At 44.9% G+C, this 23,673-nt stretch carries 21 protein-coding genes; 6 read left to right on the top strand and 15 right to left on the bottom strand.

The genetic code is table 11. The features are described 5' to 3' along the window. Positions 1–53 precede the first annotated feature (53 nt). Positions 54–620: a DNA-3-methyladenine glycosylase I gene (locus tag R7Z77_RS02075; RefSeq protein WP_005378109.1), complete on the top strand. Its 567-nt coding sequence runs from the start codon at positions 54–56 to the stop codon at positions 618–620. A gap of 24 nt (positions 621–644) precedes the next feature. On the opposite strand, the gene R7Z77_RS02070 is transcribed toward R7Z77_RS02075, so the two are convergent. From R7Z77_RS02070 to cls, 4 genes are all read right to left on the bottom strand, one after another. Next, the gene (locus R7Z77_RS02070) at positions 645–1,505 is read right to left on the bottom strand and encodes a lipase secretion chaperone (RefSeq protein WP_213967368.1); all 861 of its coding nucleotides are present in this window, start codon (positions 1,503–1,505) and stop codon (positions 645–647) included. Positions 1,506–1,517: 12 nt separating this feature from the next. Continuing rightward, positions 1,518–2,423, bottom strand: coding sequence for an esterase/lipase family protein (locus tag R7Z77_RS02065; RefSeq protein WP_017820863.1), 906 nt, complete (start codon positions 2,421–2,423; stop codon positions 1,518–1,520). A gap of 248 nt (positions 2,424–2,671) precedes the next feature. Further along, a complete protein-coding gene (locus R7Z77_RS02060) occupies positions 2,672–3,877 on the bottom strand; it encodes a cystathionine beta-lyase (protein ID WP_318136588.1) in 1,206 nt (401 codons plus the stop codon). Between the two features lie 221 nt (positions 3,878–4,098). After that, positions 4,099–5,553, bottom strand: a complete 1,455-nt coding sequence (gene cls / locus R7Z77_RS02055; RefSeq protein ID WP_005378105.1) for a cardiolipin synthase — start codon at positions 5,551–5,553, stop codon at positions 4,099–4,101. Between the two features lie 430 nt (positions 5,554–5,983). Here cls and R7Z77_RS02050 point away from each other — a divergent pair, with 430 nt between their 5' ends. From R7Z77_RS02050 to R7Z77_RS02040, 3 genes are all read left to right on the top strand, one after another. After that, complete coding sequence (locus tag R7Z77_RS02050; RefSeq protein WP_042522154.1) at positions 5,984–7,354, top strand: sodium-dependent transporter; 1,371 nt, start codon at positions 5,984–5,986, stop codon at positions 7,352–7,354. Positions 7,355–7,436: 82 nt separating this feature from the next. Further along, positions 7,437–8,129 (top strand): TIGR01621 family pseudouridine synthase, encoded by a 693-nt coding sequence (locus R7Z77_RS02045; protein ID WP_033905107.1) that lies wholly within the window; start codon positions 7,437–7,439, stop codon positions 8,127–8,129. 31 nt (positions 8,130–8,160) lie between these two features. After that, positions 8,161–9,093: a class I SAM-dependent methyltransferase gene (locus R7Z77_RS02040; RefSeq protein WP_213967370.1), complete on the top strand. Its 933-nt coding sequence runs from the start codon at positions 8,161–8,163 to the stop codon at positions 9,091–9,093. Between the two features lie 90 nt (positions 9,094–9,183). On the opposite strand, the gene R7Z77_RS02035 is transcribed toward R7Z77_RS02040, so the two are convergent. The 9 genes from R7Z77_RS02035 to R7Z77_RS01995 form a co-directional block, all read right to left on the bottom strand. Continuing rightward, complete coding sequence (locus tag R7Z77_RS02035; protein ID WP_213967371.1) at positions 9,184–10,239, bottom strand: hybrid-cluster NAD(P)-dependent oxidoreductase; 1,056 nt, start codon at positions 10,237–10,239, stop codon at positions 9,184–9,186. An 81-nt stretch (positions 10,240–10,320) separates the two neighbouring features. Beyond that, entirely contained in the window at positions 10,321–11,982 is a 1,662-nt protein-coding gene (gene hcp, locus R7Z77_RS02030) for a hydroxylamine reductase (RefSeq protein ID WP_262599289.1), read from the bottom strand. Positions 11,983–12,156: 174 nt separating this feature from the next. Continuing rightward, on the bottom strand, positions 12,157–13,686 hold the full coding sequence (gene norR, locus R7Z77_RS02025) for a nitric oxide reductase transcriptional regulator NorR (protein WP_213967373.1): 1,530 nt from the start codon (positions 13,684–13,686) through the stop codon (positions 12,157–12,159). Between the two features lie 202 nt (positions 13,687–13,888). After that, complete coding sequence (locus tag R7Z77_RS02020; RefSeq protein ID WP_005386695.1) at positions 13,889–14,368, bottom strand: glycine zipper 2TM domain-containing protein; 480 nt, start codon at positions 14,366–14,368, stop codon at positions 13,889–13,891. A gap of 123 nt (positions 14,369–14,491) precedes the next feature. Then, positions 14,492–15,103: a CDP-alcohol phosphatidyltransferase family protein gene (locus R7Z77_RS02015; RefSeq protein ID WP_213967374.1), complete on the bottom strand. Its 612-nt coding sequence runs from the start codon at positions 15,101–15,103 to the stop codon at positions 14,492–14,494. After that, a complete protein-coding gene (locus R7Z77_RS02010; protein ID WP_064353817.1) occupies positions 15,096–15,743 on the bottom strand; it encodes an ATP-binding cassette domain-containing protein in 648 nt (215 codons plus the stop codon). Before R7Z77_RS02010 ends, R7Z77_RS02015 begins: the two co-directional genes overlap by 8 nt. Further along, complete coding sequence (locus R7Z77_RS02005) at positions 15,709–17,418, bottom strand: ABC transporter permease (protein ID WP_053307431.1); 1,710 nt, start codon at positions 17,416–17,418, stop codon at positions 15,709–15,711. Before R7Z77_RS02005 ends, R7Z77_RS02010 begins: the two co-directional genes overlap by 35 nt. Before the next feature lie 9 nt (positions 17,419–17,427). Further along, a complete protein-coding gene (locus R7Z77_RS02000; protein WP_005378079.1) occupies positions 17,428–18,588 on the bottom strand; it encodes an ABC transporter substrate-binding protein in 1,161 nt (386 codons plus the stop codon). Positions 18,589–19,023: 435 nt separating this feature from the next. Then, positions 19,024–19,470: an META domain-containing protein gene (locus tag R7Z77_RS01995; protein ID WP_017634889.1), complete on the bottom strand. Its 447-nt coding sequence runs from the start codon at positions 19,468–19,470 to the stop codon at positions 19,024–19,026. Positions 19,471–19,654: 184 nt separating this feature from the next. Between R7Z77_RS01995 and R7Z77_RS01990 the strand changes: the two genes are divergently transcribed. Continuing rightward, positions 19,655–19,903, top strand: coding sequence for a DUF1289 domain-containing protein (locus tag R7Z77_RS01990; protein ID WP_005378062.1), 249 nt, complete (start codon positions 19,655–19,657; stop codon positions 19,901–19,903). A gap of 129 nt (positions 19,904–20,032) precedes the next feature. Here the strand turns inward: R7Z77_RS01990 and R7Z77_RS01985 are convergent, their stop codons facing one another. Then, complete coding sequence (locus R7Z77_RS01985; RefSeq protein WP_005386686.1) at positions 20,033–20,254, bottom strand: hypothetical protein; 222 nt, start codon at positions 20,252–20,254, stop codon at positions 20,033–20,035. A gap of 415 nt (positions 20,255–20,669) precedes the next feature. Continuing rightward, a complete protein-coding gene (gene ushA, locus R7Z77_RS01980) occupies positions 20,670–22,358 on the bottom strand; it encodes a bifunctional UDP-sugar hydrolase/5'-nucleotidase UshA (RefSeq protein ID WP_005378064.1) in 1,689 nt (562 codons plus the stop codon). 751 nt (positions 22,359–23,109) lie between these two features. Between ushA and R7Z77_RS01975 the strand changes: the two genes are divergently transcribed. After that, positions 23,110–23,625: a GNAT family N-acetyltransferase gene (locus R7Z77_RS01975; protein WP_213967375.1), complete on the top strand. Its 516-nt coding sequence runs from the start codon at positions 23,110–23,112 to the stop codon at positions 23,623–23,625. Positions 23,626–23,673 lie beyond the last annotated feature (48 nt).

The following is a 23,673-nucleotide window of genomic DNA, read 5'->3' as shown; positions in this document are numbered from 1 at the left end:
AAAAATATCGCGCCTCTAGCTCATCAGTTAGAGGCGCTTTTTAAGGAAGAATAATGACAGAACAAAAAACGTGTGCGTGGGCGATGAATCACCCATTAGAGCGCGAATATCATGATTCCGAATGGGGCGTGCCAGTATATGACGACCAAGTCCTGTTTGAGTTTATTACTTTGGAAGGTGCGCAAGCTGGTCTTAGTTGGATCACCATCCTTAAAAAGCGCGAAGGTTACAGAGAAGCGTTCGAGAATTACGATCTAGATGCGTTGGAACAAAGAAATGAAGAACGCGCTGAATACATCGTGGAAAACTTCGATGTTGTGAGACATCGCGGAAAGATTAACTCGGTATTCAGTAATGCCAAAGCGGCCAAAGCGTTAATTGCTGAATACGGGAGTTTATCAGACGCGTTGTGGCAGTTCGTGGACGGTGAACCAATCGTCAATCAATGGCAACATATGAGTGACGTACCAGCTTCGACAGAGCAATCCAAAGCCATGAGTAAATTCCTAAAAAAGAAAGGCTTCAAGTTTGTCGGTGAAACCATCTGTTATGCTTTCATGCAAGCCGTCGGCATGGTGGATGACCATATCGTTGGATGTCCTAAAAAGCAGAATAAGTGACGTTTGGCTATTAAGCTAATGTTGTTAGTTCTGGCTATCATGAATACGTTCCAAAGCTTCGATTCGACGCCATTGAGTGGCATCGAAGCTTTGTTTTCTTAAAGCAATGATTTCTGCCTGTTTTTCGTCTTGCCCTAGAAAACCTCTATTCAGAATATTTTGACGCTGCTTTAAATAAGTGGCGAGTTGAGTCTCAAATGATGCTCTTTGCTCATCAAGCTTTTGCAGCCTCTGCGCTCCGGCATCTCCTACCAGAGCAACACGGGCGATGTACTTGTCTTGTGAATCAAGCTGAGAAGCTTGCTCGAGCTGCTTTGCTAATGCGTTATTGCGTTCACTTTCTCGTATGTAATCCGGTTGTTCTGATAACGCTTGATTGAGAAGGTGTGCTTGACTCTCGATATCCGATGCCTGTGTTTTAATCGTCAGCTTTTCTAAAGCAAGTTGGCGAAGTCGGTTTTCTTCGTCAAACAATTGGGTTATCTGCACCTCGTTAAAGTATTGAAGCTGTAAGTTCAGTATTGCTTCATTCAGCATGGTTAACTGTTCAAGCGTTAGGTGGTTGTGCTCAAAAGGCTCTAATGCAGTGAGTGCTTGCTTGTAGGAAAGGTAGGCTTGAAAAAGTGTGGCATCAATATTCAGAGTTTGCTTTGCTAAAGTGTCATCATTGACTTCCGCTTTGATCGTATCGAGATCTTCTTCGCCCAGCCGGCTAAGAGAATATTCGAAGAAATCTTTTGGAGAAGAGACATCGGCGGCTATATCTTGCTGAGATTGCGAATGGTTAGAGGTTATCTCTTGTTGTTTGTCGCTTTGCAACAGAGAAAGCGCTCCCACGCCAAATATCGAGAGCAGGATAAAAGTGGTGAGAGCGACTTTCTTCATTGTGATGACCTCTTATAAACCTTGAAGTTTGAGACGATTTGCATGTTGGCGATAAAGCGTGACTGGATCGGTTTCAAAAAGATGATGAATACCGAGTAGGCCGTTAATTTCATCCAAATGGTTCATTTGATAATCATCACGTATGACTTTGCCCAAATGTGTGCTGCACGCACCAACTAAGCCATCATTTGGCCCATCAAAGGCTAAGCCAAGTACCATCATGGCAGCGTCGGTCGGATCGAAAACGTTTGTAAAAGTGGATGATCCGGTCCATGAGTAGTAATAAACGCCATTTGAAGCCAGCAAGTCACCATTACCACATTCACTGGTAGGGACTCCTTCTGGATAGTGTTGGTTAAACGCTAATGATCCTTCCGTGGTTAATGCTGCTAGTGAGGCTAAAGGGTCTTGGTCGAGATCAGAACCGCCTGATAGAAGATTAATAAGAGTGGTTAAACCTTGCGCCAGTTTTACCGCGAGCTGCTCACTACCCGAACCCTCAGATACGGTGCCACGAACTAAATCTGCCACTTTAGACCCTTTATTAACGCCTCCTATACTCGTAACTGATGCGACTAGGTCAGGACGGACAGAGGCAACATAGCGCGTTGTTGGACCACCATGACTGTGACCAATGAGATTGACTTTCTCTGCGCCTGTTGCTGCAAGTAAGGTTTCTACTTGAGCAAGCAGTTGCTCCCCTCGAACTTCGCTGCTATTGGTCGCGGATACCTGTGCAACATAAACCGTAGCGCCATCTTTTGTTAAGGAATGTGGTATTCCGAAAAAGTAATCAACGCCTGCCAGGGTATCAAAACCAAACAAACCGTGAACCAGAACAATCGGATACTTGGTTTGGGTATAACCTGTTGCAGCGTATACGGAGGTTATTGGGACGGTAACTAAGGTAAAAAGCATTAGCGCTATAAATTTGAGTTTCAAAACTATCTCCTTGTGGTATGACCTCTTATGAATGATAAAAAGTAGGAGAGAAACCCTAAATTTGGAAAGCCTATTTGTGGCACATTATTTCATTCTGTGACTGCTCAATTGAAAAACAACACAAATGATTAACATTAATTAATGGTTCGGGTGAATGTTGGTTAATTCTAATTAAGTCAGGGGCTTATAAAAACGCCCCGCAATGCAGGGCGATTCAATCATTGTTATAGGGAGGCTTCTTTTTCAAGCATTAAGGCATTATAACGCGCAAAACCAGCCTCTAAATCAGCGATCAAGTCATTTACGTCTTCTAAGCCAATATGAATACGAACCAAAGTACCTTCAAAGTGTGGGTGAGCTATGGTTCTCAGGCTGTTAAAGCTCTTAGGTTCGTTAGCTAGAATGAGGCTTTCATAACCGCCCCAAGAGTAACCCATACTGAAGTGTTTCATACCATCAAGCAGAGCCGTCGTCGCTTTTGGATAAGACGTTTTGAGAACAAATGAAAACAAGCCGTTTCCACCTGTGAAGTCTCGTTTGAAAAACTCATGGCCAGGATTTGTTTCTAAAGCGGGATGGCGGACATGATCAACTTCTGGGCGAGAAGCGAGCCACTGAGCGACTTTTAAACTGCTTTCTGCGTGCTGTCTTAGGCGAACATCCAACGTGCGAATACCTCGAAGACCTAGGTATGCGCCGTCAGGAGAAACGCACTGACCCATCAGGTAGCTTTGTTCACGAAGCTGATCCCAATACTTTTCAGAAGCCACAGCAGTACCTAGCATGACATCTGAATGTCCAACAATATACTTAGTTGCCGCTTGAATGGAAATGTCTACGCCATGCTCGAAAGGAGAGAAGTTCACGCCTGCTCCCCATGTGTTGTCTAGCATCACGATGATATCTTGCTCGTGGGCAATGCGCGCTAATGTAGGCACATCTTGGACTTCCATGGTTATTGAACCAGGAGACTCCAAGAAAAGGACTTTGGTATTCGGCTGAATCAAGTCTCGGATACCTTCACCGATCATTGGGTCATAATAGGTGGTTTCGATGCCCATTTTCTTCATGATGGTGTTACAAAAGTCACGAGTTGGTTCGTAACAAGTGTCCACCATTAGAATGTGATCGCCAGTTTCAACGAAAGAGAGGATGGCGTTTGAAATTGCTGCCGTTCCACAAGGGTAAAGCGCGCAACCAGCTCCACCTTCAATCTCAACCATTGCGTCTTGGAAAGCAAAGTGCGTGTTGGTGCCTCGGCGACCATAAAACAATGTTTTGTTTGCACGATTAATGGTGGCTTGGTTCTTTTCTGCAACGGTATTGAATACCACGGTTGAAGCGCGTTGAACGGGTGGGTTTACAACACCATTTGTCCACTTTTTATCGCGGCCAGCGGTAATGAGTTTGGTTTTTTTTCCCTCTGACATAAAAGTTCCCTGTCTTAAATATTGCGGTTTTGAATATTTAAAACATGGACGACGTAGGTTATGCAAGGGAAAAGTCAACTATCAGCCAATATCAGCCAATAACAGCCAAGATGAACAGGTAATGCTGTCGAGAGGTATCGTGTAGATAGGGAGCTAAAAGAACAAACCTCCAGCAGGATGCATGTAGCGCTGGAGGTTTTTTAGCCTGTGTATTTGAGGTATTAGAGGAGTGGGTTGAAGAGATAGAACACTCGCTCTAAGAACCGAGAAAATAGGCTCCTTTTCTCCCATTCTTCCAATACAACAGTGTGAGATTGCTTAATATAGCTATCTTGTAACCAAGACATTTGCTTGGTGAACTCTTCGTCATCAACGGCGAGGGTCACTTCGAAGTTCAGCCACAAGCTGCGCATATCCATGTTTACGGTGCCAACTAAACAGAATTGGTCGTCAATTACGACAGATTTTGTATGCAGCAAACCACCATAAAACTCATAAATCTTGACCCCTGCACTCAAGAGCTCACTATAAAAAGCGCGTGACGCCCATTGCACCATCATAGAGTCATTTTTATGTGGAATAATGAGTTCAACGTCAATGCCTCGTTGTGCTGTCATCTTTAACGTTTCGAGTAAATCAGCATTGGGCACGAAATATGGTGTTGTGATTCGTACCGAGCGATTGGCTTGGTTTATTGCCAATGTTAATACTTGATAGATCAGATATTCCGGCATACCTGGGCCAGAAGGCACAACCTGAATAGGGTGTTGGAATTCACTCTCATCGATCTTGCATTCAGGTAGTCTTGGTAAATGACGTTCGCCAGTTTCGACTTCCCAATCCCAACAGTGGATGGCACTCAATACGTTTACCGTTGGTCCCGTAATGCGAACCATGATGTCCACCCAATGCCCGACGCCACTGTTTTGCTTGAAGTAAGCCGGGTCAACCAGGTTCATTGAACCGGTATAAGCAATTTCATCATCAATTACGATGATCTTGCGATGTTGGCGAAGATCAAGACGACGTAAGAAAATACGCCACATCTTCACTTCTAGCGCTTGAATAACTTCAATTCCAGCATCCTGCATCATTCGATACCAAGGACTTCTGAAAAAACGCGGGCTACCTGCTGAATCGAGCAATAGTTTGACATCTACGCCGCGTTTAGCCGCTTGAATAAGCGCAGAAGCGACAGAATCAGCCAAACCACCCGGATGCCAAATGTAGAATACCATTCGAATACTGCTCTGCGCGTTTTCGATGTCTTCAATAATGGAATGCAAAATCTCATTAGGTGACTGTTGCAGCGACAATGTATTACCGCTCAATGCGGGAAGACCAAGGCGGTTGTTACAAAGTTCATCAATTCGGTAGATGTGCCTCCCCATCGTTTCTGGGTTGTGCGCGTTACAGTCGTTAAGCTGACTGAACCACTTCTCGAATGGTGTAAACATCTCTTTCGCACGTTCGGCTCGCTTTCTGCCTAAGTTCAGTTCACCGAAGAGGAAATAACATGCGACACCCAGAACGGGAAGGATATAAATGATCATTAGCCAAGCTAAAGACACGCTCACTGCACGGCGCTTTAAAACGACACGAATGGTCACACCTGCGACCAGTAACCAATATAGCCCGATGCCAGCTAAAGTAAGAAAGTGATAAAACTTGTCCATATACGCTCAGAGTAATATGCCCTTCTAGGATATTAAGCATAAAAGTGGGTTGGGGGAATAGATTTCCCATTTAGACATGGGATTGACCTTATATGAGGAACGAATTTCATAACAGCTGATTCTGTTATTTTAATGTGAAAAATAAGGTCATTCTTTAACTTTTGAACAAAAAAGCAGCATTTAACCTGCGTAACTCGACACTTGTGCGATAAATGTACTTTTTTGGGGTTCCAATTTTAAAGGGGAGCTGCTTTACTTTCTAGACATAGTGCGTCGAACGCTTATTTTATAAGTGTACAATAATTTTTACATAAACTTTTTAGACGCCTATCTCTATGCATACACAACAAACTAATTTTGGAGAAAAAGCGTGGCTACAACTAATACAGCAGCACCACGTGATACGTGGGGGTCTAAACTAGGCTTCGTAATGGCAGCAGCGGGTTCCGCTGTCGGTTTAGGCAATATATGGAAATTCCCTTACACAGCAGGTGAGAGTGGCGGCGGTGCATTCGTTGCTATCTATCTTATCTTTGTAATTTTTATCGGCTTTAGCGTGATGCTGACAGAGTTCGCTATTGGTCGTAAGACAGGTCTTTCTGCCGTAGGTGCATTCAAGACAACTGACCGACGCTGGACGTTCACTGGCGTTATGGGAGTCTTCAGTGGTCTTTTGATCATGGGCTTCTACCCTGTGGTTGGTGGTTGGGCATTGGCCTACATCTTTAAAGTGGGTGGTGGTCTACTCAGCGCGCCAGAAGCAATTGGCGACAGTTTTGGCGGTTTCATCTCAGATCCGATTCAACCTTTAATGTGGATGGGTGTTTACCTGTTCCTTAACGTCATGATTGTGATGAAAGGGATTTCGGGTGGTATTGAGAAAGCCGGTAAGGTTCTGATGCCGCTTCTGTTCTTAATCCTAATCGTTGTTTCTGTTAAAGGCTTGATGCTGCCAGGTGCAATGGCTGGCCTTGAGTTCTTATTCATGCCGGACTTTTCTAAAGTCGACAGCAACGTGGTTCTTGCTGCACTAGGACAGGCGTTCTTCTCACTTAGCTTAGGTATGGGTTGTATGATGACGTACGGTTCTTACCTGAAGAAGAAAGAGAACCTAGTTCAAACAACCGGTATGGTTACAGCTATGGATACAGGTGTCGCGATTCTTGCTGGTGTTGCTATGTTCCCAGCTATGTTTGCCTTTGGCATGGAGCCTGCGGCAGGCCCTGGTCTTGTATTTGTTGTCGTTCCTCAGCTGTTTGCTGAAATGGGCGGAGTGATTGGGTTGCTATTCGCGTTGCTATTTTTCATCGGTTTGACGGTGGCGGCATTAACTTCTTCAGTATCATTATTGGAAGTTGTCGTGTCTTACCTAATCGACGAGAAAGGCATGAAGCGCTCTAACGCTGTTCTGTCTGCAAGTGCAGTTATGGCGGCATTATGTATTTTTGCGTCACTATCTTTAGGTGGAATGGGGCCAACGCTGTTCGGTACCGGTGCCTTTGATATTTTCGACTTGCTAACGGACAAAATCTTCTTAGCGGTTGGTGGTATGTTGGTTTGTATCTTTGCAGGATGGCGCCTAAGCCGTGCTGAGCTAGAAAAAGAGATCACTAATGACGGCGAAGTATCCTTCCCGCTATTTGGATTGTGGTACAACCTAGTTAAATACCTGATTCCTGTTGCGATTGCTATTGTTGCCTTCATGGGGATTAAGTCTGGCTTTGATAGTGGCAAAGGTGAAATCATGCTGCTGGGTATCGCAATCATTGGTCTTGCTGGCATTTTCTCGAAGAAGCTTTAGCAAATACCTTGGGGGCAAGCCTCGATAGCTTTGTCCGATAACTTATGTATACTGCTGGCTCCAAACGTGGAGCCAGTTTTTTATGTTCGATATTCTACATACCCATCCCGATTTTCTGATCATCAATAAGCATCCTAACGTCTCTGTTCATAAAGACGATGGCGACACAATGCTGCTGCAAGAAGTGGCTAAGCAGAGTGGTGATGAGCATCTCTATCTTATCCATCGCTTGGATAAAATGACATCGGGTATTCTGCTCCTCGGACGCAACGCCAAAGCGGGCAGTGCGTTATCGCAAGCTTTTGCTGACCGCCAAGTGGAAAAGTTCTATCTGGCGATTGGCTCTAAAAAGCCGAAAAAGAAACAAGGTTTGGTCGTTGGTGATATGGAGCGTTCGCGCCGTTCATCATGGAAGCTGGTCAACAGCAAAAATAACCCAGCCGTTACCCAGTTTTTCTCTCTTGCGGCAGAGCCCGGAGAGCGTTTATTTTTATGTAAGCCGCACACTGGTAAAACGCATCAAATCCGCGTGGCATTAAAATCGGTTGGCTCAGGTATTGTTGGCGACCCGATTTACAATGCAGGCAATGAGGCTGATCGCGGTTATCTGCATGCATTTTCACTTTGCTTCCAATACCGAGATGAGCAATATCGCTTTGTTTGCGATCCACGAGAATACAAAGTGCTTGGTAACAAATGGCACAGTGAAATCGTCTCTCAGGGTTTGGATACTTGGCTTTCCCCCTGGGAACTGAACTGGCCTACGATCAAATAACCGTCACAAAGAAAACTAATAAGAGAACTCGATGCAAGCATCACAACTTCCGCTGTTTTTTCAGCATCTAGAAACCGAGCTAGCGCAAGCTCCGAATGAAATTCGTCGACTGTTTCATGGTCGTGGTCGTCGTTTTGAGGGCCTAGAGCAAATCACCTGTGACTGGTTACAAGGTCAGTTGATCATCAACTTGTTTAAAGAAGTCGACGACGTGTTTCTCGCTGAGCTGAAAAGCGGCCTCAATGCGTTGGTACAATCACCACTGTGGGCAGACAAGCAAGGTCGTACTATGGTTATTCAGCACCGTTATGCCGATGGTGCGCCTTCAGAAGTGCTTGTCGGTGAATTAGATGCTCGCCCTGTCGTTGAAGAAAGCGGTTTGAAATACCAATTGGATATTGGCCGCAACCAAAACTTCGGTCTGTTTTTGGACATGCGCTACGGTCGTGATTGGGTACGGGAAAATGCGAAGCATAAAAACGTGCTCAACTTGTTTGCTTACACGTGTGGCTTTTCTGTCGCTGCCATTGCGGGTGGTGCAGATAAAGTGATTAACGTCGACATGGCGAAAGCGTCGTTGTCTAAAGGCCGTGAGAACCACAAGCTAAATGGTCATAACATCAACCAGGTAAGTTTTATGGGGCATGATATCTTTAAATCGTGGGGTAAGATTAAAAAATCTGGTCAGTATGACTTGATTATCATTGACCCACCTTCATTCCAGAAAGGCAGTTTTGCACTGACCAAAGACTACAAAAAGATTCTGCGTCGATTGCCTGATTTGTTGGCAGAGGGCGGTCAAGTGATGGCGTGTGTGAACTCACCATCAGTGACCAGTGATTTCTTGATTGAAAGTATGCAAGAAGAAGCGCCACAACTGACGTTCCGCGAGCGTCTGGATAACCCACCAGAGTTTATGGACGTAGACAGCGAAGCAGCATTGAAAGTGTTGTTGTTTAGCTAAAAGACTTTTGTTGCAACAGAAGTAACATCAAAAAAAGCGCCGCGAAACAACTAGACAGACGTATCGCGGCGCTTTTTTGTATTTGGAAAACTAACCAATCTGCACTTCAAGATCCGCTTCGATGGTTGATGAGCAGGCGAGCACATAGCCTTGTTCAATTTCTTCTGGCGTCAATGTTTCTAGGCTGGTGGAAGAGACGTTGCCTTTACGAACCTTGCATTTACACGAGCCACAAATCCCGCTTCGACAAGCGACGATTAATGGTAAACCTGCGCCTTCGAGCACATCGGCCAGTACCTGACCTTTTTGCGCATCGATGCTTTGAGCAAAATCAGGAACAGAAACGTTAACCGTCTCATCGGAGACCGATGATTCTGCGCCAGTCGCTGGCGTAAAACTCTCTTGGTAGAAGTTCGTCATGTCAAAACCAAGGTCATTCAAATAGCCGTGAACATCTTGCATAAACTGGCTTGGACCACACAGGTAAACGGTGCGCTGTTTGAAATCAGGAACAAGCTCTTTAAGCCAGTCGGCATTCAAACGACCTTGTGGATGCGATGTTCCTTCGCGGTTTTTCAGCAACAACTTTAAATTGAAGTTGGGATACACAGCGTCTAACGTTTCTAGCTGATCGTAGTAAATCGTCTCTTCTGGGCTGCGTGCAATATGAAGAAATGCGATGTCCACATCGTTGTCGTTTTCATCTTGATTACTCAGCCAGTGCTTTGCCATCGAAAATACGGGCGTGACGCCGCAACCTGCACTGATAAGCAAGGCTTTTGTTTCGCCATCACGTAACATGGGTGGATGGTCGATGCAGTTAAATTCGCCTGCTGGTGGTAATGCTTGAACGGTATCACCGAGCAGCAGCGAGTCAACGATGTAGTTCGATACTTTACCGCCAGATACTCGTTTGATGGTGAGTTGAAGGTGATCGTCTTCATTGATCGAGCTGATTGAATAGGCGCGAAACTCCATTTTTCCATCAATTTCCACGCCTAAGTTAATAAACTGGCCAGGTTTAAACTGAAACAGAAGTGACTCGGTTAGTTCAGCCAATTTGATGCTGACGGTGTCGTGTGTTTCGAAGTATTTATCGATGCAACGGAGTGTGACGGGTTGGTTACCTTGCCATTCAAAAAACATAACAATCTCTTTGGTTGTGGCTATTTTTGGTTCGAAATAGATAGCGCCTCCGCGTAAGGAGGCGCGTAACAAGCAAGTTTATTAAGCTGCTAGGATGGCTTTTAGATCATCCTGAACATTGCCAATACTGCGCATATCGAACTTCTCTTGGATGATGGCGATTAGGTTTGGCGTTAGGAATGCCGGTGCAGTAGGGCCTGTGTAAATGCCTTTCACGCCCAATGCAAATAGCGTTAGCAAGATAACGATCGCTTTTTGCTCGAACCAAGAAAGCACAAGCGTGAGTGGCAGTTCATTGATGTCACAGTCAAACTCTTTCGCCAGTGCAAGTGCAAGCTGGATTGCAGAGTAAGCATCGTTACATTGGCCCACATCCAATAGGCGAGGGATGCCGTTGATATCTCCGAACGTATTCTTGTTGAAGCGGAACTTACCACACGCCAAGGTCAGGATTAGCGTGTCTTCTGGCGCTTCAGCCGTAAAATCGGTGTAGTAGCTGCGTTCCGCTTTATCACCATCACAACCGCCGACTAGGAAGAAGTGTTTGATGTTGCCTTGCTTCACTTGGTCGATAACCGCAGGGGCGGCGTTCATCAGTGCATTGCGACCAAAACCAACCGTGATGTGGTGTTCGATTTCATCGTGTTGGAAACCATCTTGCGCTAGAGCACATTCAATCACTTGGCTAAAATCATCGCCTTCGATGTGAGCCACACCAGGCCAGCCAACAATACTACGAGTGAATAAACGGTCTGCGTATTGACCCACATTTGGATTCAACAAGCAGTTTGACGTCATTACGATTGCGCCAGGGAAGTTTGCGAATTCTTTCTGTTGGTTTTGCCATGCGCTGCCGTAGTTGCCGACAAGATGAGGATATTTCTTCAGCTCAGGGTAGCCGTGTGCAGGCAGCATTTCACCGTTGGTATAAACGTTAATGCCTTTGCCTTCAGTCTGTTGCAGGATTTTTTCTAGGTCATACAAATCATGGCCAGAAACAAGAATACATTTGCCTTTTACTGGCTTGACGTTCACCGTGGTTGGTTCTGGATGGCCGAAGGTCATTGTTTCACCTTGGTCGAGCATTTCCATCACTTTGTAGTTCATCAGGCCGATGCGCATTGAGCAATCAAGTAGTTCGCCGAGATCTTCAGGGTCTGTGCCCAACCACGCCATGATTTCATGGTATTCGGCATAGATATCGTTGTTGGTTTGCTCAAGAACACGTGCGTGCTCCATGTACGCGGCTGCACCCTTAAGGCCGTATAGGCAAAGTAGGCGTAGGCCAATCACATCTTCATGTACTTGGTCCTTACCACGGTTAACCGCGACTTGAGGAGCAAAAGCTAAGATTGCTTCTGCGCTATTTGGTAGCTCAAAGTGGGCAACCGCAGGAATGTCAGCGACTTCGGTATCGGCAAGCGTTGCTGCAGACATCACTTGCTCTTTTAGCAATGCTTTGTACGTTGCAGCTTGAGAAGTTAACTCTAGGATGCGTTCAGGGTCGAAGTTTACGTTCGTCAATGTAGAGAAAAATGCCTTTGGTGCCCATTGGTTGATTTCATCGTTAATGATGTTGAATTCAAGTGCTTTTGATGCCCAAAAAGAAACCCCTTGCAGTGTGTAAACCAACACGTCTTGTAGGTCTGATACTTCAGAAGTTTTGCCACACATGCCTTGTGCAAAAGAACAACCTTTAACAGCAGGGGTTTGAATTGTCTGTTCACATTGAATACAGAACATATTGGGTTCTCCGTTGATTGTTTTAATAGTCGTGATGTTGACCACTAGAGAGCAGAATGCGTGCCAATTATTATCTTGTTGATTTGTGTTGAATTTTATCAGATTTAGGAGAGTGGTTGATGTAATTAAGACAACGCAGCTGATGTCTTAATTACATCGGCTTCTTGTGGTTGGTTATTTATTGATCCCGAGCTTTTTACCCATCCGATATAAGTTCCCGCGATCCATTTGTAAAAACTCCGCTGCTTTTGCCCAAACGCCACCGGTTTGGCTCAAAGCATGTTCAATTAAATCACGCTGATAACTTTCTATTAGCTCTCGCATTGGCTGGCTTTCTTTAGGCAGATAATGTGATGTGTTTTTTACATCATCGAGAGCCAGTGAGGTGTCAAAATGGTTAAGCATGATCGTGCCTGCACCTTGTTGAATAGCGTGTAAAGCCGCGCGAGTTAAAGTGTGTTCGAGCTCGCGTACGTTTCCGTACCAAGGTAAAGACTCCAGTTGAGTCAACACTTTAGGGTGAACGTGCAGATTGGGCGCATTAAATTGTTGGCGTACCTTTTCTAACAGATATCCGGCTAAAACGGGAATATCACCGTCACGGGCACGAAGTGGGGGAACTTGGATTGGGAATACGTTTAAACGGTGGAAAAGGTCTGCTCGAAACGTGCCAGCTTCGACCTCTTTTTCTAATTGTCGATTGGTCGCGGCGATGATGCGCACATTGACCATCAAATGCTGATCGCTACCCACACGTTGCAGCTCGCCTTGCTGAATTACGCGCAGCAATTTTGCTTGCAAAATCAAAGGCAGTTCGCCCACTTCATCAAGGAAAATCGTTCCGCCGTCTGCCAGTTCAAACTTACCGGCACGGTGGCTATTGGCTCCAGTGAATGCGCCTTTGACATGGCCAAACAGTTCACTCTCAGCCAGACCTTCTGGTAAAGCCGCGCAGTTGACGTAAATCATCGGCTTATCGCTACGATGAGATTGCGCGTGCACCGAGTGCGCGACCAGTTCTTTACCAGTACCGGTCTCTCCTGTGATAAGTACTGCGTAATCTGATTGAGCAACAGTCGCAATGTTGTTTCGTAACTGGTTGATCTGTGGACTCAAACCCACCATTTCGCCATGTTGAGAACGGGCTTGCTGGATAAGGGTTTGAGTGACGCTTTTTTGCTTCTGGTTTTGCGCTTTGAGCGCTTTTAACTGAGCAATGTTACGCAATGTCGCAGCGGTCAAAGCCGCAAAGGTTTCGATAGCGACAGGATCGATGCCATCAAACGCGCCCACCGTTAGGGCATCCATCGTTAGTGCGCCAACAAGTTGGCCTTCGACATACAAGCTAAAGCCCATGCAATCGTGAACATCAATGCATTGGTCTTCAGTTAATAGTGTGCCGTCGAAAGGATCCGGCAGTGAACAATCGGCATCGAAACGCACCGGTTCACGGCTATGAATAATGGCATCTAAGCGAGGGTGCGCCTTGGGGAAATAGCGACGACCTAAGACCGAGCTGGATAAGCCTTTTACCGCGACAGGAGTTAGAAACCTATCCTCATCGAAGATAAACAGGCAGCTCGCATCACATGGGAATACTTGCGCGACCCCATCAATGAGATTTTGATATTGCTGCTCGTGAGAGCGATTTGAGCTGAGGTTTAGCGCGATATTAAGGAGTACGTGGTCAACAGTCGGAGTCATAACAAACCCAAAGTTATCTGGAATGGGCTCATGCTAGCAACTTGATGTCATTTGAACATCGAAAGGTGTGGGAGATTGATGTTCCATTGACGACGATCAAGTTTGATACGAAAAGAAACGCGCAAGTTAACAAGCCAGTGATGTAAGCTTGCGCGGGTTAGGTGTTTGAATTAAAGCAGGCCAAAGGTTTGGTTCGTCCGAATTAACGAGGAACGACTCTAGCGTCATTACCAGAAACATTGATTTGGACCGCTTGGCCTGGTTGGAAAATCATGTTTGGATTTGCTTCTTGAACAATAGAGATAATCTTTCCGTCCTCTAAACGAATGGTCAGATTCACGCCATTTCTTTTCGCGGTTGCTTCAGCCGCTTTGCTGCCTGCATAGCCACCCAATAGACCACCACCAATGGCAGCGATATCCGAGCCAGAACCGCCCCCAACTTTTGAGCCTAAGATCCCGCCCACGGCAGCACCAGCGATGGTGCCAATGGCATTGGATTGGGTAGAGGCATCAATGGTTACGGGTTCTACTTTTTCTACTGTGCCGTAGTAAACCTGCTGAACTTTGCGAGTGTCGGATGAGCCGTATGCATCTCCGTACGGGTTAGGTGAGCTACAGCCGCCAAGCACGAGCGCACAAGTAATGGTGAGCAACATGCCTAAATTAATCTGTTTTTTCATATAGCCTCCGAATGGTTTCTTCATTCAAAGAGTATATACCCCAATTTAACCTGCGTTTTGGTGCTTTATAAAACAGTGGCTTAGCGGCTTGTCCCTTAAGGAAACGCGATTGTCTAAGCAGTATTAATGATCGTTAAGCGTATGAAACCCTGAATAAATACGTGTAAAAGTAGTAAACCAGCATGCCGCGCCAAAGATATACGCGATGACGGCAAAGTGTTGCGGTAGCAAACAAAATAAAACCAAGCAGCCAATGGTTTCTGTACCTTCGGTTAAGCCGCTCATGTAGTAAAGCGATTTGTTTTTATATACCGGATTATCGATGCCTTGTTTTCCTGCCATGATGGCAAAAGCCAAAAAGCTACTACCAGTGCCGATGAAGGAAAAAGTCAAAAATGCGCCTGCAACGGCATTGTGCTCTGGGTTGGCAAGCACAAAGCCAAAAGGAATCAACGAATAGAACAAAAAATCTAAGCTGATATCAAGAAAGCCACCCGCATCGGTAATGCCTTGAATCCTTGCCAGTGCACCGTCTAACCCATCACAGATTCTGTTCAGCAAAATAAACAGCAACGCCAACAAGTACTGTTCGGCGATCAAAGCAGGCAGGGCAAAACAGCCAAGTACAAAACCAAACACTGTCGTCTGATTTGCAGTGATACCACATTTATCGAGATATGTCGCACTGAGTGCCAGCGGTTTGCGGATGAGCTTTATACTCAGGCTATCAAGCATGATTTGTCTCCCACGGCCAGTTTAGGCAGCGGCTGCCATCAGGAATATCGTCTTCATCGTGCGTTACCATCAAAGTAGGGATGTTCGCTTGCTGCAATTGTTCGACCACCCAATTGCGAAATTGCACGCGCAGGTCTTTATCCAGCTTGCTATAGGGCTCATCAAGTAGCGCAACTTTCGGCTTTGCTAGCAGCATACGAGTCAATGAGATACGGGCACGTTGCCCTCCCGAAATTTGGTCAGGAAAGGACTCTGCTAGTTTGGTCAATGAAATGTTCTTCAGTGCTTGCATAGCGTGAGCTTTACGCTCTTCACCTTTGATTGAGTTTGGTAGCGCGAAGGCAAGGTTCTCCCACACCGTTAAATGAGGGAAGAGCAAATCGTCTTGGAATAGAATACCGACCTGACGCTTATGGGCAGGGAGGGCATCCAACTTTTCGTTATCAAGCGTAATGGATCCAGAGTAGTTGAACTCGGCGGATAGGTGCCCGGCAATGGCATCCAACAAAGTGGATTTACCACAACCACTTGGTCCCATCAGAGTAACAATTTCACCTTTCTCTACAGTCATGTTGAACGCTGAAAAAAGCGTGTCGCCATTGGCTTTACGGATGGCGAGGTTTTCGAGACAAAGACTCATTCAGTAGTAAACCTTTTATAGACAAGCGGCGATACTTCATGTGTAAGCGGCTTAGTAGTATCGCAAAAGAGAAGAACAAGAACGGCAAGAGTGCTTGCCAAATGGCGTAAATCGCGGTGACACGTCGGTCAAAACCACTGGATAGCGCAACGGCTTCGGTTGTGATGGTGCTAATGCGCCCAGCCCCTAGCACCAATGTCGGCAGGTATTGCGCCAGACTTACGCTAATACCGATAGCCCATGCGAATGCAATCGCAGGCAGGAGGATTGGTAGTTTCACTTTTAACCAAGCTTGCATCGGTGATTTACCCAAGCTGAGAGCGACACGAGTTAACCCATTGTCGAAGCTGCGCCACGGACCGTCTAGCGAGAGGTAAATAAATGGGAACGCAAAGAATACATGCGCCCAGCATACCCAAAAGAAATACGCGTTACTGTTTAAGTACAGTGTTACCACTTGCATACCGAATAGCACGGATAGCTGAGGAATCAGCATCGGGATGGCGATGATGTAACCGGGCACCTGCCAGCGATAACGGAGACGATACTCATGTGCTATTAAAGCAAGAACTAGCGCGACAGTCGCGCTGATTAGGGCGATTGACATACTTTGTTCTAGAGTCCCTAGAATACTGTGCCATTCGTATTCCCAAAAACGCAGGCTGTAACGGCTTGGGAGCAAATCTGGAAAGCGCCAACGTTGGGCAAAGCTCCACAGCACCATGAGTGGAATCATTAGAAGTGCAAGTAGAGCAATCAGTGAAAATAGGGTTTTACCGGGTAAACGAAACCCGTTTCGACCAGAGTACTGCCAGCGTTTGAAGCCTTTGGTAATACACCATTCCATTAAGCGTGCAAATCCAATCAAAACGCTAGCGATCGCAAACAGTATTACTGCGCCAGCGGCAGCTCTTGGTAGGAGCGATAAATCTGGATCGTTAAACCATTGCCATACCAAAACCGCGAACGTCGGTGGGTTGGTAGGGCCAATAATCAGGGCGACATCGACAACGGACAAACTGTAAGCCAATACCGCCAGCATTGGGAAACGAAGTTTTGCTAACCATTGCGGAAATACGCATTTCCACCACGTTTGCGCGGAACTGTAGCCCATCGAGTGACTGACTTTTTCAACCTTATCGACTTTCAATTGCTGAAGGATCGGAATACTCATCAACAATAAAAACGGCACTTCTTTAATCGCAAGCATGATGACCAAACCGAGTGCATGTGGGTCTTTAATCAGCAATGCTAAGTCATTCACCGTTTGTGCATTCGGGTCGTAACCAAACAGTTGGTTGAGAACACGAACGCCCATACCAGTTGGGGCAAACAAGAACGCAAAGCCAATTGCAAACGCGACGTGCGGCATAGCGAGAAGTGGGGAAAGGCTAACTTCAATTTTTCGCCAAAACTTGCTGCCCCAAGACGCCTGTAGAATGGCAAACGTGATGAAGCAAGCCAAGTAGCTACTGAAAATGGCGGAGTAGAAAGTAAGCCCGATGGATGTCCAAACACCTTCCCAATCAAAGACGGCATTGAAGCCATCAAAAGAAAAGTGGTGTAGACCGATAGGAGGTACATAACCGAGCGCAGAGACCACCACTCCAAGTAGTCCCGGAATGGTAGGCAAAATACAAACTGCGATAATGACTAAATACAGCGCTCTTAACATGGATTCTTACTAATTCCCGTAGCGTTTCAACCATTCTTTTTCTAACGCCGCTTGCCAACTTGGATGTGGCTCAGCGATAGATTTGAATTGTTGAGTGTTTTTGGCTGAACCAGTTAGGTATTGGTTGCTTAGTACCGAAGGGTCGCCCCAGATGTTTAGGTTACCTTTGCGAGACTGTGCTTCAGGGCTCAATAAAAAGTTTATCGCAACTTGTGCACCAGCACTGGCATTTGCGTTCCAAGGAATCGCTAAAAAGTGGATATTTGAGAGTGCTCCTGCGTCCATTGCGTACGCTTTGGTGCTCTCTGCAAGATTACCGCTCGACTGCGCAGAGAAAACCGCGTTCGGGTTAAAGGTAATCGCCAGGTCAGTCTGACCATCATCTAGTAGCTGAAGGGTTTCTGCTGTACCGCCTGGAAACTGCTTACCACCGCGCCAAGCGACTTTATGGAACTCATCTAGATAAGACCACAGCGGTTGAGTGACTTGTTCAAACGTGTCATCGGTAACTGGTTGTTGCAGCTCAGGGGCGTTGTTAGACAGTTCAATGAGTAATGCTTTGATAAAGCTTGTGCCATGAAACTCTGGTGGTCGAGGGTAAGTCAGGCGATTCGGGAACGCTTTTGCATAGCTCAGCATTTCTGAGAATGATTTTGGAGGGTTATGGAGGGTTTGCTCGTCATGGATAAACACTAATTGTCCTACTCCCCAAGGTGCTTCTAGACCTTCTGTTGGCTCGGAGAAGTCCACATCAATTGGTAGAGATTTATCCACATATTGCCAGCTTGGCAAACCTTCGACAAAAGGACCAAATAGCAATTGGTTATCCTTCATTGATTTGAAGTTTTCGCCATTGATCCAAACCATATCAACACTACCACCGCTGTTTTTGCCTGCCGCTTTTTCTGCGATAAGTCGAGTAGTGGTCTCAGAAATATCAGTTACTTTAACGTGGTTTAGCGTCACGTTATAACGTGATTTTAGCTCTCTACTCGCCCACTGTATGTAGCGATTAATTTCTTGGCTCCCGCCCCAAGCATGAAAGTAGACGGATTGCCCGTCGGCTTGTTGTTCGATTTTTTGCCATTCGCTATTCACTGATGAATCGGCAAAAGAAGGTGTCGCAAAAGTCGTGGCTAAAATGCCAATGCTGCTGAGTAGCTTTTTCATATCTATTCCGTGTTATGTCTTTTGGTGCTTGCTTTCGTTTCTATTGACGTTTTCGCAAGTCGTTCCGCTCTGTTACAAGGATAGTAATTCATCTCTCTCTATTATCAATGCCAATCCCAAACGGAATCACTCATTGATTCAAAGAATTACTCTCAATGTGAAGCAAAACGAAGAAAGGACAAATTTGGTGTCATTTTAGGAGCGGACCGTTTGTTTGAGGATATTCTTTCAAGTAATTGAAAATTATTGTCCCCAGAGATATGAATAGGTTGTTTTACAGAGCAAAATTGATGTTTAAAGCATGGAATTGAGGGCGAAAAGAGAAAGAAAGTTAGCCATTTAAATGACTTTGGCATGCATGACTAACGATTCATCGATATAAAAAAAGCAGCCGTTTGGCTGCTTTAAGATACTATCTGGTTTACTTAGTTGGGATTAGTTTACCCAGTCACGTAGTGTAAACGTCAATTCGTGATCGGCACTTTTCAGAACAAGACCATCTGTAGTTAGCGTGATATCGCTCCAGTTAGATAGTGTTTGTGTCATTGCGTTTTCGATCTTCATTTGATCTTCCATACACATCTTCATGGTCATGCCCATTTTTTCGATGCGTAGTTGGTTGTTTTTCAGCTCGGCTTGACCGAAGAAGTTGTTACAACCTGCGTTGCCGTTTGCGGTTAGATTTTCACCGATTTCTAGGCGAGCCGCTTTTTGGTGTTCGTCTAGAACGATATTTTTGCCATCAACTTGAACAAGTTCCCAGTTGTGGTGCTGCAAATCTTGAGCCGTTATTTCTTTCACATTATCACCGTTGCTAGCACAAGCAGTCATAAGAACAGGGAGAGAGATTGCTGTAACTAACGTTTTTAGGCTAAGCTTCATTTTATAGACTCCGTTTTTATAAACGCGGTAAGTATAAGTAATAAAACACTGTTTTTGTCAGCATAAGGTTATGGTTTCGTATGTTTTTGACATAACGAAGTATATAGCAAGTTTTGTTGCTGACTAATCTTCTCATTATTTAAACTAGGCCAATACGCCCTAATATGGAAAGAGCGGTTTTAGTATGGAGCAACTGGAGTTTTTTACTGTCCCAAGCCCTTGTGTTGGAGTATGTACCTCTGATGAAAAAGGGTATTGCAAGGGGTGTATGAGAAAGAGAGAGGAAAGGTTTAATTGGCTTAACTTAACCCCCGCTCAGCAGTTGCACGTTATTAAGTTGTGTCGTCAAAGGTACAGAAGAAAGATGTTGGCGGGGAAGACGAAGCCAGAACAGCTTCAAGATGAGTCATCGCCTCAACAAGACTTATTCTAGAACTCTTGTTCAATCAATGGGTTTACGCTTTCGGTTCTGATTAGGCTTTTACATATTCCCGGTCCGACAAGGTGTCCTTTAAGAACCGGGAATCTCCTATCCATTTTCCCTATAGAGCGGTAATTGGCGTTATTTCATCGACCAACGGTCGCTAACCCAGCCTCCCGCTTGTTCGTCGAAGTGATTTCCTGAAAATCGATGATTGAATTCAACATCTAATTTACTTGTTGGGCGTTCATCCATCAGTTGATGAATATATCTCGCCATAGGATCCGTACAAGCTTCACGCTCTCTACGGGTAACTACTTCTTTGATCATTTGGAGTCTGTAGCTATTGCTGGCTCGTTTCATTTTTGACCTCCAGAACTCGATGGCAGCAGTTTGAACACATTGACGTCCAGATCGCTGCTCATTAGTGTGCGCGTGGAGGCACATCACCATCGTTTGAAGTCCAAAGACAAATTGTTTGAGAGCAGTGTTTGTAACGCCATTCACATCTTTCTCAGAATCATTGACTGTGCGATTGAAAATGTTTCGCGAAATTTAGCCGATGAACCTGCATATTTAAAAGACCTTATCAAACATAGAAGCCCAACACAGGGGCGTCAATAACACAAATGAACAATTTTTGAACATATTGTGAAGGTGGAGAGTTTTCAGTAATTTATCGAAAATAAAAAACCGAAGCACAAAGCTTCGGTTTTAAGGAAAGCCCTGACGAAATTGCTTGTAAAAGCTCTTAGCGCCAGGGGTAAGGTGTTGAGTATTAGCTACCAGTTGCAGGACAACCTTTTACTGGTTGGCCATTACTGAAGTACTTGATGTTCTCTAAGTTCTTGTTGTAGTTATCCGCAGAGATTTGTGGGTTGTTTACGAAGAACTCGCGCAAAACGTATGCATCGGTTAGCTGTGTAGATTGAACATCGATGATTGGATAGTTATCGCCACCAGCAGCACTGAAGCTGATTACAGAGAATGTGTACGTTGCGTCTAGATCGAAGCCTTTATTGTTAATATCGGTAATGGTTACTGAGCCAGCATCACAATTTACATCTAAAGTGATGTTATCTAGTTGAGCGTAAGCACCAGACCCTGCAGATTTCGTCGCAACCACGTCTAGGTATTCTTTAACTTCTTTACCTGTCATAGTTGCTTTAGTCACGAAGTTACCGAATGGCTGAACCGTTAGTACGTCACGGTAAGTGATATCACCATCTTGGATTGAATCACGCACGCCGCCAGAGTTCATCACACCAAAGTCAGCATTTACCGTTTTGTAAGTACGGTATGCCTCGCCGAGTAGGTGACCTAGGTTAGTTTGTTGAGAGCGAACTACGTTACGATCACCTTCTAACTTACCCGTCGTATTAGAAATCTTCTCATCTAATAACTCTTGACCTTGTTGTTGGTATGGCAGTAGTAACGCTTTTACTGTTGCATCTTGTTGAATTCGTTCACCGATAACTTCATCGTTTTCGTCTAGAAGGTTTACAGGAATCAGTGCGTAGTTCGCTAAGTGAAGCTTGCCGTCGTAGTATTCGAAGTCTGCACGACCCACATATTTACCCCACTCATGCGCTTGCATAATCCAAGTGCCTTTTTGTTGGTCTGGGGCACAATCATCCCCAGGTTTGAAATCAGCATACTCATTGGTACCTGGTTCCATACATACAGGGTTTTGCGAGTGACCACCGATGATAGCGTTTAGCTGTCCTTCTTCAAGAGAGCGAGCGAGTTTAACGTCACCTGGTGCTTCACTACCGTTTTTGCCATCTTCGTAGTGACCCATGTGCGTCGTTGCAAATACTAGGTCTACCTTTTCGTTCTCTTCGATTTCCTTCAGTACCTTTTTGATTTCTACTTGAGGGTCTTCGAAGTGGATGTTTGATACGTTGTCTGGATTGACTAGCTTCGCAGTGTCTTGCGTTGTTAGACCAATAACAGCGATCTTAAGGCCGTTGATAGTAAATACTTTGTAAGGGTCGAAGTAACGCTCGTTTGTATCTTTTTTATAGATATTCGCAGCCAGCATAGGGAAGTCAGCTAGCTCGGCTTGCATATCGAGAATATCTAGTGAGTTATCAAATTCGTGGTTACCGACAGCCATTGCATCGTAACCAAGTAGGTTCATCCCTACGAAGTCTGGAACCGCATCTTGCATGTCTGATTCTGGTACACCGGTATTAATATCACCGCCAGATAGCAGAATGGTTTCACCGCCTTTTGCTTCGACTTCTGCGCGGATAGATTCGATTAAAGTGTGACGCGCAGCCATGCCGTATTCGCCGTCGCTGTTATGCCAAAAGCGACCATGGTTATCGTTAGTGTGGAGAACGGTGAACTTAGTACAAGAATCTGCAGTCTCGCAGGTTACTGGAGAATTGTCGCTGTCTGAGCCGCATCCTGCTAGCGCAGCGCCCACTGCCACTACCAAAAGAGATTTGGAAAACTTCATAAGGGATCCTTTCTTTGTGATTTTGTTATTGTTACGGCGTGAAATATACGGAATTAATGTGAAACTTTAGTGATCTATCTCTTATTTATACTTCTATCGGAGAAATGAATTAATAAGCCTGCAAACTACGTCTATAAATAAACAGAATTGGTATTTAGTATTTATTTTGTATCGCTAGCTCTATTTTTTGTGAGGTAGTTAATTGAATGTGTGTTGTTTGTGTGAATCAATGCGCATTTTTGCGAAGTATTACGCTGATTTTGGTGATTATTTTGCCAAGTTTATGTTTTTCCTAATAGGTATGACACAAATCGTTATAAATTTTCGCTCTAATGATGAGGGGCTCGGTTTGTATGCATAATGAACAGCACAGAGCTTAAACTCATTTGATCATGGCTTTATTCTGCCAAACTCTATCAAAAATTGTATTTATCTCTTTACTATAATTGCGATCGTTTAGAAACCTTATGCTTTAGGCATCGTTTATTTATCCTCATCCGATACCTTATCGTGCTTATTCCGCATTTGACACTCGAGTGTTTAAACAAATAGATTCAACCTAATGAGTCAAAATGAAAAGTAAATAATGGATCGTTCTTCTTCGAATATTATGATGTGAACTATCATTTAATTAATGAAAATGAAATAGATTAATGTAAAGCGTTGCGACTGTAGCCGTTATCTTTGAGCTTTGGTTTAAAGGGTAGGGTTAAAAGAATTTGTAAGTGGTGAACGCTAATAAAGGATGCTTATGAGATACACAGTAAGGGACGCACTCAAAAAGGAAGCAGCCCAAATCGCCAAGATACACGTTGATTCTTGGCTGGTGGCGTATAAAGGATTAATGCCAAAGAGCTACATAGAGCAGTTTACGATTGAGCGTCGAGAAAGGATGTGGGCACGAGTGATGACGGAGCAACTGGCCCAATTGATCGTAGTTGAGAGGCAAGGAGAAATTGTTGGCTTTTTAAGTTACGAGTTACCTAACCACACCAGCGAAGATAAAACGGCATTAGTGACATGTTGCTACGTTACGCCGCTACATTATGGGCAAGGAGCAGGACGTGCACTGTTAGATGAGTTAGAGACACGTTTGCTCTCTACGTCAGTTATGCAGATCAGTTTGAAAGCACTGGATACTAATCAACAGGGGCTTAACTTTTACAAGAAGTGTGGTTTTGTGCGTACTGGAGAGGAAGAGTCGGAAGTGATTGAGAGTATGACGCTGACCGATCTCACTTTAGTGAAGTATATTGCCCGCTCATAAATCAAATGCTATATGCTAAATATAGTAAAACCCCGGAGGTGGTAAGAC

Source organism: Vibrio sp. 1401 (genome assembly GCF_033340295.1).
Note: the sequence above shows the minus strand (reverse complement) of the source record. Positions and strands in the feature narration are given on the sequence as shown.